The sequence below is a fragment of the Paenibacillus sp. CMM36 genome (assembly GCF_053570945.1).
On the sequence record NZ_JBSEDY010000015.1, the window covers coordinates 71,509 to 82,488 of the forward strand.

General features: G+C 53.1%; 9 protein-coding genes. All 9 read right to left on the minus strand.

Annotated elements, in window-relative coordinates:
• Positions 1 to 206: 206 nt before the first annotated feature.
• Positions 207 to 1,343, minus strand: a complete 1,137-nt coding sequence (locus ACWA2B_RS23040; RefSeq protein WP_449292652.1) for a homocitrate synthase/isopropylmalate synthase family protein — start codon at positions 1,341 to 1,343, stop codon at positions 207 to 209.
• A complete protein-coding gene (locus ACWA2B_RS23045; RefSeq protein WP_069010337.1) occupies positions 1,321 to 2,085 on the minus strand; it encodes a HesA/MoeB/ThiF family protein in 765 nt (254 codons plus the stop codon). The genes ACWA2B_RS23040 and ACWA2B_RS23045 overlap by 23 nt, the downstream gene beginning before the upstream one ends.
• Before the next feature lie 94 nt (positions 2,086 to 2,179).
• Positions 2,180 to 2,569, minus strand: coding sequence for a NifB/NifX family molybdenum-iron cluster-binding protein (locus ACWA2B_RS23050; protein WP_069010336.1), 390 nt, complete (start codon positions 2,567 to 2,569; stop codon positions 2,180 to 2,182).
• Positions 2,566 to 3,873, minus strand: coding sequence for a nitrogenase iron-molybdenum cofactor biosynthesis protein NifN (gene nifN / locus ACWA2B_RS23055; protein WP_165144425.1), 1,308 nt, complete (start codon positions 3,871 to 3,873; stop codon positions 2,566 to 2,568). Before nifN ends, ACWA2B_RS23050 begins: the two co-directional genes overlap by 4 nt.
• Positions 3,863 to 5,224 (minus strand): nitrogenase iron-molybdenum cofactor biosynthesis protein NifE, encoded by a 1,362-nt coding sequence (gene nifE, locus ACWA2B_RS23060; protein WP_165144423.1) that lies wholly within the window; start codon positions 5,222 to 5,224, stop codon positions 3,863 to 3,865. Before nifE ends, nifN begins: the two co-directional genes overlap by 11 nt.
• A 79-nt stretch (positions 5,225 to 5,303) precedes the next feature.
• Entirely contained in the window at positions 5,304 to 6,833 is a 1,530-nt protein-coding gene (gene nifK, locus ACWA2B_RS23065) for a nitrogenase molybdenum-iron protein subunit beta (protein WP_069010333.1), read from the minus strand.
• A complete protein-coding gene (gene nifD, locus ACWA2B_RS23070) occupies positions 6,830 to 8,278 on the minus strand; it encodes a nitrogenase molybdenum-iron protein alpha chain (protein WP_449292653.1) in 1,449 nt (482 codons plus the stop codon). The genes nifK and nifD overlap by 4 nt, the downstream gene beginning before the upstream one ends.
• An 88-nt stretch (positions 8,279 to 8,366) precedes the next feature.
• The gene (gene nifH / locus ACWA2B_RS23075; protein ID WP_069010331.1) at positions 8,367 to 9,233 is read right to left on the minus strand and encodes a nitrogenase iron protein; all 867 of its coding nucleotides are present in this window, start codon (positions 9,231 to 9,233) and stop codon (positions 8,367 to 8,369) included.
• Between the two features lie 6 nt (positions 9,234 to 9,239).
• A complete protein-coding gene (nifB, locus tag ACWA2B_RS23080) occupies positions 9,240 to 10,739 on the minus strand; it encodes a nitrogenase cofactor biosynthesis protein NifB (protein ID WP_341038874.1) in 1,500 nt (499 codons plus the stop codon).
• Positions 10,740 to 10,980 lie beyond the last annotated feature (241 nt).

The window sequence follows — 10,980 nt, forward strand, 5'->3', positions numbered from 1 at the left end:
AGATCAGCGTGTAATGGTTACAAGATTCGAACCCGCCTGCTGTAAAACCATATATACGCACTTTATACAGTACTATATTTTATTATACCCTTCTGAACGGCTTCGTTTAACCAGCAAATTGGAGACTCCGGTTGCAGGAATTAACAAATATACAAAAAAAGCATTCCAGTCACGGTCACACTTACCGGACGGGAACGCCTTTTCGGTTATTTCGGCAGCTCAGCCGGATAATACTGCAGCCAGCGTCTTAAATCCGCGCTATGAATGACAAGCTTGGGATCTTCACCGACTAGGCGAAGCCGCTCCAGCAGGAACTTGATTTCACCGGAGCCTGCCTCGATTCCTTCCTGCTCCAGCATATATTGAACTGCACTTCTGCCCGAATGCTTGCCGAGTACGAACGAATGGTCAGTGCCCAGCTCGGTCGGATCAAGCGCCTGGTAGGCGGCGCACTCCTTTAGCAGACCGTTGATATGTATGCCGGATTCATGGGCAAATACCATGTCTCCCACAATGGGCTTGCCTTCGGGAATGATTCGGTTGGAGGCTTGGGACACCAGTGCAGCCAGCGGGTTCAGCAGTTCGGGACGGACGCTGCAGGTTCCTTGATATAGGTCCCTCCACGACATCACCACCTCTTCCAGCGCCGTATTACCTGCCCTTTCCCCAAGTCCCAACACCGTGGTACTGGCCCAGACAGCTCCCGCCTGCAAAGCTGCCAAAGTATTGGCAAGCGCCAGGCCATAATCATTATGACAGTGAATCTCAAGCTCCACATCCTGCGGCACGCGCGATACAAACCTGTCTATACGGGCAGCTATGGCAGCAGGATGGTGAACGGACAGCGTGTCGGCATATCTGAAGCGCCGGATACCATCCCTGTAGAGCTGATTCGCCAACTGTTCAAGGAACAAGTCATCTGCCCTTGAAGCATCCTCAAAGCCTACGGAAATAGTCAATCCTTTACACTGACCGTAATCGACAGACTTGCGGATCAGTTCTGTCACCTGCTCAGGATTCATACCCAGCTTGGCCTTCATCTGCACCGTCGACACGGGAACCGAAATATGGGCCCAGCCGACACCTGTCGATTCAGCTGCATCAATATCTGTGAACACCGCGCGATTCCAGGTCATTAGCTTCATCTGAAGTCCAAGAGCAGCAATTCTGGCAATAGATCTGCACTCCGCCTTTCCCATTGCCGGAATTCCGATCTCAGCCTGCTCCACCCCCGCCGAGTCCAGCATGATGGCAATTTCAGTCTTCTCCTCGGCCGAAAAGGCAACGCCCGGAGCCTGTTCTCCGTCACGCAGTGTTGTATCACAAATATGCAACTGACTCATCTGTATCCCCTCCCGTTCCGCAACACAGACAGCGTGAGTTGCGCTTGACCGCTATGGTACAGCTGCTCATATCCAGCACATTCATACGGTACATGCGGTCAGTGAACAGATTACCCGCATCTGTAATCCATTTGACCGCTTCCAGTGCAGCCATGCAGCCAATCAAGCCGGAGGTGGCTCCCAGGACCGGGAATCCCAGAGGTTCCCAAGGCTGTCCGCCTTCCGGGTAAAGACATTCCAGGCATGCCGTCTTACCGGGCTCAATGGTCATCAATGATACTTCATAGGCGTACATGGCCGCTTCTATCATCGGTCTGCCATGTCGAACACATAGTCTGTTCAGCGCATATCTTTCCGGAAAGTCATAACGTGCATCTATCACAATATCGGCCGCTTCTACCCATGATCCAGAAGATTCTTCTGTGATTCTGTGGGCGTGGCCCTCAAGCTCCGTCTCCGGATTGATACGATGCAAATGCTGTAATGCCGTCTCCATCCGTTCCTCCCCGATTCGTCCGCTGTCCATCAGCACCTGCCGGTTCATATCGGGCAGATGGATTATGCCCTCATGGGCCAATATCAGCTTTCCTACTCCGGCAGCGGCCAGGTACATGGCCGCTGTCCCTCCCAATCCTCCGATGCCTGCAACCATAACAGTAGCCTGCTTTAGCCTGTTCTGACCTTCCACTCCCAACAGCTTCAACTGGCGTCCGTATCTACTGTCTTCCAGCAGCTGTACCATTCGTCCACCCCCTCCATGTGCGGCTCCCGCCTTTAAGATATTCGGTCCGCAGGATCTTGATAACTTATAGGGTTGCTCTTCCTTACAGGAGAGCTCATGATTCGGCTTTGCCGCTGCCCTCCTCAGCATGCAGGATTTTGGCAAGCCACATGGGCGGATTGCGAGCCAGCATATTCTGGAGACGCTGGACCTGCTCCTCAATGGTGCTACCGAAGGCCACCTTCACAGGCATAATGGTCCGTTTGGTAACCTGTGCGGCGGCCGAAGCGCCAATCTGTACCAGGAAGATCAAGGTACAATCCTCGATCAAGCCAATTCGGCTGGCGATCTTGCCCGCCTCGTTCTCATCGCTCCCCAGGGCTATCCGCCGATGCTCCAGGAACTGGACGCCTGAGTGCCGGATTTCAAATACAGTGAACATAGGACTCTGCCCAAAATGAGCATTCACAAGCACGCCGTCTTCCGTCGCAAATGCAACCTTCATCCTCCCCTCCCCCTCTCGGCAAGCAATACATTGCCCACCTTATTCACCCACTCCATGGTTCCACGGTATCCGACGCTTACGGATGTGTGGGCGCCTAGCTCGTCATACACCGGCAAGCCTGCCGGTACGAATGAGGCCCCAGCCCGTGCCGCTCCCTTTCTTCCATGTGAATTGCTGATCCACAAATCAACACCCTGCGCGCTCTCCTCTGCATCATCCAGATCACCGATCCAGACTTCCCGTTCTGTCCTTTGCAGTGCGGGCGTGCTGCAGGGTGTAATTAACCGTTTCAGTTCCACTCCCATCTCCTCCAGCCAGGCTGCGGTCGACAGCATATGATCCGGCTCTAGCGCCACTACAGCCGAAGCGCCGGAATAATAGAAATGGGCATCCAGCATGCTGTCCAACAGATTTTCACGCTGCCAGCGGAAGCGAACAGGGGCTGGCTCGCGGCTGATCTTCTGTAGAAAATGTATGAACGCATCGCTCGCGGCCAAGCCAGACAGACCCGTGAACAAGTGGTAGGGAATGCCTACGGCATGAGTCAGCCTGCGGGCTGGACGCTCCATGCTCGCGCCAATGGCAATGGTGCAGGAAGACTCCAGCATCTGGCAGGCTGAATCCAGCGGAGTCCCCCCTCTCGTCAAAGGGGAGAAACCTGTCAGCAGGTGACCAGACAAGGAAGTGGAGATATCGGGGAGCGTAATAACCTCCAGGCCGAAGGAAGCGATAATATCCTTGATTTCCATAACATCTCCGGCAGTCAGATAAGAAGCCGGCAGCAGATTGACCTGCGTCCGGCGCTGTTTTTTGGGGGACTTGCCTCCGGCCAACCCGAGTACGGCATCCATTAGTGACTCTACTGTACTGCTGTAGCCCGTCTCCAGAGAGCCGTGAAAATCAGGCAGCGATACAGAAAACAGCAGACTGTCTTTCAAGGCCCGTTCTCGCTTGAACGCCTTTACCCTAGACTGAAAATCAACGCCTGCCACCTCGGTGAGGGCCGTGCTGATAACGCCGATGACATCTGGATGGTGTTTGGACCAGATATGATCCAGCGCCTCTTCCAAATTCCGGTCTGCATCAAATATAACGTCCATCTCTTGCAGTGCAGAGGTCTGAACGGCTATCGGCTCTCGAAAATGGCGAGTCAGCAGCGCCTTGGAGAAGGCCGAGCAGCCCTGAGCGCCGTGCAGCAGAGGCATTGAGCGATACATCCCCTGCAGAGCCAGCACGCCCCCCAAAGGCTGTCCTACCTTGAGCGGGTTGATACTGACAGGCTTCATGGCGGATTTAATCGGCAAATTCCGTCTCCTCCTCCCATGGAGCTGGTTTGGCGGTCAGCTCCCATACCGGATGCTGCAGCGTATGCACAAGCTGTTTCGCCAGAGACAACAGCCCGTCATAGCCCGCATAGGCTTTGTGCCGCTCCTGATTGATGTCCACAAAAGGAATCTGTTCCTTAAGCGCCATATACATATTCCGGCCCCCGGCAATGACCATGTCTGCCTTGCGGCTCCGTACGGTTTTGAGAATCTGCCGGGCACCGCCTTCCGGGATGTATTCCGCATCATCCCCGATACGGTCAGCAATCCGGGATACATCCTCGGCAGTGCTCTTGCTCGTGCCTACACCTACCACCTTTATGCCCAGCTCCTGCAAAGCCGTAATGACAGACCAGCTCTTTACACCCCCGGTATAGAGCACTGCCCGCTTTCCTTTCAACTGCTTGCGATAGGGCTCCAGCTCCAGCGATAGCCTCATTTCCTCCCGTGCGGCCAGCTTATCCACCCGTCGCTCTACATCACGATCTCCGGTCAGATAAGCCATCTGCCGCAAGGAATAACTCGTCTCCTTTGCTCCATAAAATGAACCTTCAAAATAAGGAATGCCGTATTTACGCTCCATTTGGACTGCTAGGCCCAGCAAAGCTCGGCTGCATACGACCATGTTGGCCTTGGCACGATGCGCCCATCCCACCTCACGGAACCGACCGTCCCCGGTAATTCGGGACAGGATAGTCATTCCCGTCTGCTGCATCAGCCGCTCGATATGCCACATCTCGCCCGCAATATTGTATTCCCCGATGAGATTGATATCATGGGAGGTTGTCTGTTCCGGCTCGGTACTGCCGATAATATGCTGGAACAATACATCTCCGGCCAGCCGAGTCCCGAGATTCTTACTGCCCACAAATCCCGGACTGTTCACCGGAATGATCGGCGTCCCCAGCCGCTCCGATTCAGCCTTGCAGACCCCCTCGATATCTTCACCGGTGAGGGCTGTGACGCATGTGGTATAGACGAATACAGCGGGAGGAGCAAAACGGCTGACAATGTAGCGGATCGATTCATGCAGCTTCTGTTCACTACCAAAAATGATATCCTGTTCTCCAAGATCAGTAGTGAAGCCATATGCCGACAGCCCCGGGCCGCTGGACAGGCTGCCTCTGCTCTCCCAGCTATTGCCGAGACACGCAATCGGCCCGTGCACCAGATGAGCCGCATCTGCAATGGGGATCAGTGTAATCTGGGCCCCGTCAAAGGAGCAGCCACCCGAAGCCTCCCCCGGCACAGGCCGGGGACAGGGCGTGCTTTTGGGAATTTTGTTGCCGCAGGATACCTCCAGCCTTCCGTTAGACACAGCCGGCTCCATCCGCACACCCCCTTATTTCAGATAGAATCCATTGAAATCACAAGCCAAGCTGCCAACTTCCATCTACGCGATACAGCAATTAGCGCACCAAATCAAAGCTATGATCCGGAGCCTGCTCTTCCATGACATCCAGTACGGTATTCACGAATTGGGTAAGCAGATTCAGCGTACCCTGGTAGCCGATAATCGGATAACGATGTAGATGATGCCTGTCGAAGATCGGAAAGCCCACACGGAGCAAAGGAATTTTCGCCTCTTTCGCCGCAAACTTCAGATGGGAACTGCCAATAGCCAGGTCCACCTGGTCCTGGAACAGCAGCGAACGCATATGCCACAAATCCTGACCAGAATGAACCGTGGCTTCTGCACCGTAAGGGCTGGACTTCAGCAGAAGCTCTGCTTCCTTCTCAAATTTCCGGTCTCCATTGGAGCAAACAATATGCACCGGCTCCATGCCCAGCTCTAGACAAAAGCCAATCAAGCCGATGAGCATGTCCGGGTCTCCTGCCATAGCCACTCGTTTGCCGTGCAGATAAGCATGCGAATCCATCATGGCATCCACAACTCGAGCACGCTCCTGCTTCAATGCCTCGGGTATTTCTCTTCCGGACAGGCGGCTAATCTCCTCAAGCAAGCGATCTGTAGCCCGGATACCCAGCGGTGTGGAGATGGAGAACATCTGCTGCCCCCAGGTTTGCTTCATATAACCTAATGTTTTACGAAGAGAGTACTGCTGGATCGCCAACGTGCCGGCAGCATCTGCGGCCTTGGGCACATCCTCAAGCGGCGTTCCCCCGTAATAGTAGCTGTACTCTCCAGTAGCTCCTGAATCAAAATTACTGCTGTGGTCACCCAAAATGGTATACGTAGCGCCGAACATCCCCAGTATGCGCCGCATTTCCGCAAAATTTCCCGTATACCCGTCAAACCCGAGCAGTACATTCAGCTTCAATTCATGACCAGGCTGCGGCGTCCGGCCTGACTTGTTATACAGCGTCTCCAGCACAGAGCGCAGCATGGCATCATAGCCTGTAATATGTGAACCGGAGAAGCTGGGGGTATTGGCAAAAGGAACTGGCATATCCTCGGGAAGGGCTCCCTCCTGACGGGCATTAGCCAGGAAGGCAGACAGGTCATCTCCGATCACCTCTGCCATACAGGTCGTGCATACCGCAATCATCTCCGGCTGATACAAGGCAATACAGTTCTCTATACCGTCAATGAGGTTGCGCATGCCGCCGAATACGGCGGCATCCTCGGTCATCGAGGTGGAGACGGCAGGAACAGGCTCCTTGAAGTGGCGGGCAAGATGGCTGCGGAAATAAGCCGTACAGCCCTGTGAGCCATGAATGAACGGGAGCGTTTTTTCAAAGCCCAGTGCAGCCATAACCGCTCCCAGCGGCTGACAAGCCTTGGCCGGGTTCACGACTACGGCTGTGCGGGCAAAATTCTTGTCCTTGTATTCCTTGGTCTTGGTGTACTCCAGGGTGTCGGTAACCTCCTCTGGCGAACAAGGGGCCTCGAAGGCTCGTTTCTCCTCACGCTGGCGCACATATTTATCCTGCCGAAACAGCTGATTGTGATCGACAATATTCAGACGCTCGCTCATACCGACACCTCCGCAGTCTGCCGGGACGGCAGCAGGCTCCAAACTGGACTGTTTATGGTCATATCCATATCACGTGCAAAAATCTGGAAGCCGTCAAAACCATGATAAGGCCCGCTGTAATCCCATGAGTGCATTTGACGGAAGGGAATGCCCATTTTGTGATACACGTATTTCTCCTTGACTCCGGCGCCCATTAAGTCAATATTCAGCCGCTGGGCCAGTTCCTCCAGCTCATAGGCAGTTGGATCATCGTACAGAATAGTGCCTTCCTTTACATCGGGAAATGTCTTCTCGTAATCATCCTTATGGGCAAATTCGTAGCCTGTAGCCACAATTTCCATCCCCAGATCCTCATAGGCACCGATGGTATGCCTTGCCCGCAACCCGCCAATCAGAAGCATCACCTTTTTACCTTCCAGACGTGGGCGGTATTTACGGATGACTGCCTCCATCTGCGGCATATATTGGGCGATGACCTGCTCACATTTTTCCTGAATCGTTTCGTCAAAACGAGCTGCAATCGCCCTTAAGCTCTCCACTGTCTTGGTCGGGCCAAAGAAGTTATATTCCATCCAAGGAATTCCGTATTCCTGCTCCATCGTTGTGCACATATAATTCATGGAACGATGACAATGGATCAGATTGAGCTTGGATTTGTGCGCAATCCCCAGCTCATTGATCGTACCGTCCCCCGACCACTGCGCTATGACCCGCAGTCCCATTTCCTCCAGCAAAATACGCGAAGCCCAGGCATCACCGCCGATATTGTAGTCCCCGATAATGGAGACATCATAAGGCCCGCACTCCTTTAGCTCCCGGCGCCCCATCAGAAAATCGCGGATAGCATCATTGGCAATGTGATGGCCCAGAGACTGACTCACCCCGCGAAAGCCCTCACAGCGTACGGGAATAACCGGAATGCCCAGCTCCTCTGTCATCTTCTTGGCCACAGCCCCGATATCATCACCAATCAGTCCGACCGGACATTCAGATTGCACGGAGATGCCCTTAGCCAGCGGGAACATCTCCTTAATTTCCCTACAGATCACCTCTAGCTTCTTATCTCCGCCGAACACGATATCCTTTTCCTGAAAATTGCTTGTAATCTGCATGGCGGTAAAATTATCGATTCCCAATACCCCATTCGCATAATTACGTCGAGTACCCCAACTGTATTGCCCGCAGCCGATGGGACCATGGCTAATGTGCACCATGTCTTTAATCGGGCCCCATACCACACCCTTGGACCCTGCATAAGCACAGCCCCTTGCTGTCATGACGCCGGGTCGTGATTTCATGTTGGACTTGATGGAACAGGTCCCGCAGTTCACAAGCTCCTCATCCGCGATCTCAAAATGCTTGGTCCGGTCCTTCTTGACCTTCTTGGGATATACCTCCAGTATCTCCTCTACGATCTGCTTACCCTTATCCACAATACTGCTCATTTGACCTATTCCTCCCTCCTGCGAGCTGCGCGTTCAGCTCCTCCCATCATCACACGATGATTCCGTCATTAAGCCTTCTGGCTACAGCCTACTGCCCGGACGCCTCAGCTTTGTTAATTGCGGTTTCTTCATCCTCAATAATGCCGAATTCCATCAATAGATCCTCCAGCTCTTCCATGGAAATAGGGGTGGGAACCGTTAGCATGTCATTATTCAAAATTTTACCTGCCAGCTCTTCATACTCCGCAGCCTGCTTATGGTCCGGGTTGTATTGAGTTACAGTCATACGGCGCAGCTCAGCGTGCTGGACAACATTATCACGCGGCAAAAAGTGGATCATCTGCGTGTTCAGTCTTCTTGCAAGCTCTGTAATCAATTCCGCTTCCAGGTCCGTATTCCGGCTGTTGCAGATTAAGCCGCCCAAACGCACCCCACCGCTGTTGGCATACTTCAAGATCCCGCGTGCAATATTGTTGGCAGCGTACATAGCCATCATCTCGCCTGAGCATACGATGTAGATTTCCTGCGCCTTCTTCTCCCGGATCGGCATGGCGAAGCCCCCGCACACGACGTCCCCCAGTACATCGTAGGATACGAAATCCAGCCCTTCGTAGGCCCCCTCTTCCTCCAGAAAATTAATGGCCGTGATAATGCCGCGCCCTGCACAGCCGACACCAGGCTCCGGCCCACCGCATTCCACGTTCAGAATGTCACCGAAGCCCTTCTGGACAACGTCCTCCAATTCCAGGTCCTCCACCGTACCCCTTTCAGCCGCCAGATGCAGCACAGTCTGTTGGGCCTTCGTATTCAAAATAAGACGGGTGGAGTCTGCCTTGGGATCACAGCCTACGATCATAATTTTTTGTTTGAATTTGGTCGCGAGTTGAGCCAGTGTATTCTGCGAGGTTGTCGATTTGCCGATACCGCCTTTACCGTAAAACGCAATTTGTCTCATATTTTCTCAGCCTCCAAAATGTTCAATGGGTAAATCCGAATGACTGCCCTTAACTCCCTTATTACGCTGACTTCCCTTATTACTCTGCACAGGATACATATAACGTAGAAATTTTACATATTCCAGAACGGATTCCTCAATATCCCCGCCGCATACAATAGGCAGCACGCCAGCTTCCTGCAATGCCTCTTTGGGGGCCTCGCCTATGCCGGCCGACAGCAGCAATGCACAGTCATGCACCATGGAAAGGATCTCCTTCATCGTCTCGGCCTTGTCTCCATTGCAATCGGCTTTCCCGTGGCAGTAGGATTGCACCTTACGAATGCCTATGAAATTTACGATAATCCCGTCGCTTTCATAGATCATAAATTCCTTGGCACGGCCGAAATGCTGATTCACCTTCCCTCCGCCACGACTGGCCACAGCGATTAGGACTGGCTTTGAGGTAAAGCTCACTTCAGGCTTATCCCCAGATAACGGGCAGCTACATCCAGCCCCGGTTGACGGTTGTTTGGGGTGCGATTGTCCCTCCTTGCGTTCCATTCTCACTCTCACCTTCTCATCCAGTTCTTTCTGAAATTGTGCCCTTGCCTCTTCATCCATGGGAGGAGCAGCCGCAATGTTCTCCCATGTAAAATCCTGATTGCGATCCTCGCCCAGCAGTCCAATCGCATCCGCCCTGCACTGACGGCAATGGCGCATAATGACAGCTCCCGCTTCAGCACATTTCTCCTGCAGCTGCCGGACCAGGCGGGGACGGGGGGCACGCATCCCTTCCTGCTCATATCGGCTACCAGGTGCGATGATGAGCGGCATAATGTTGTGCAGCACCGCGCCGTGCTCCTTGACCACCCTGGCTACCTCCGGCAGATGGGCATCATTGACTTCGGGAATCAGCACCGAGTTCACCTTGCACAATACGCCTCTCGAAGCCAGCATCTTCAAGCCTGCCAGCTGGCGGTCAATCAACAGCCGTGCGGCCTCCTCACCTGTATAGCGTTTTCCTTCATCGTAGACCCATCCATAAATGCGGCTCCCCACCACTGGATCTACAGCATTGATCGTGATCGTGACATGCGAAATGCCCAGCTCTACAATCCTGTCGATATGCCTGATCAAGGTAAGGCCATTCGTGCTGAGACAGAATATGACGTCCTTAACTGTCTCACGGACCCGGCGGAAGGTATCGAAGGTTGCCTCCGCATTGGCCAGCGGATCTCCAGGTCCCGCAATGCCGACAACGGACAGCTGCATCAGCTGTGCCGCTACGCCATAGGTCTTGCTCGCCGCCTGCTCCGGCGTAAGCAGTTCACTAACAACGCCGGGACGGCTTTCATTGACGCAATCGAATTTGCGGTTGCAATAATGGCACTGAATATTGCATGCCGGGGCTACTGGAAGATGAATGCGCGCAAAATAGCGATGTGCCTCTTCGTTATAACAGGGATGTCGTCTGAGAGTTTCTAATGCTAAGGGGGTTTCCGAGAGATCAGCTAAAGAGTCCATTCATTCCCTCCTCTCTACGTTATATTCCCTTACATAATTCTCTATTTTGTCTGGAATATAATTACATCTTAGAGACAGGGACAAATACAGTCAATTCACTTCTCCATGAAATCTCTGTTATTTATCCTCATTTCACATATGTGTCAAATTTCACGTTAGGTAAGATATCACAACATTTACATGTGCGCGGTTACATTTTATATTCTCAATAACATCAAGACGTAAAAAAAGAGAGTCCGTA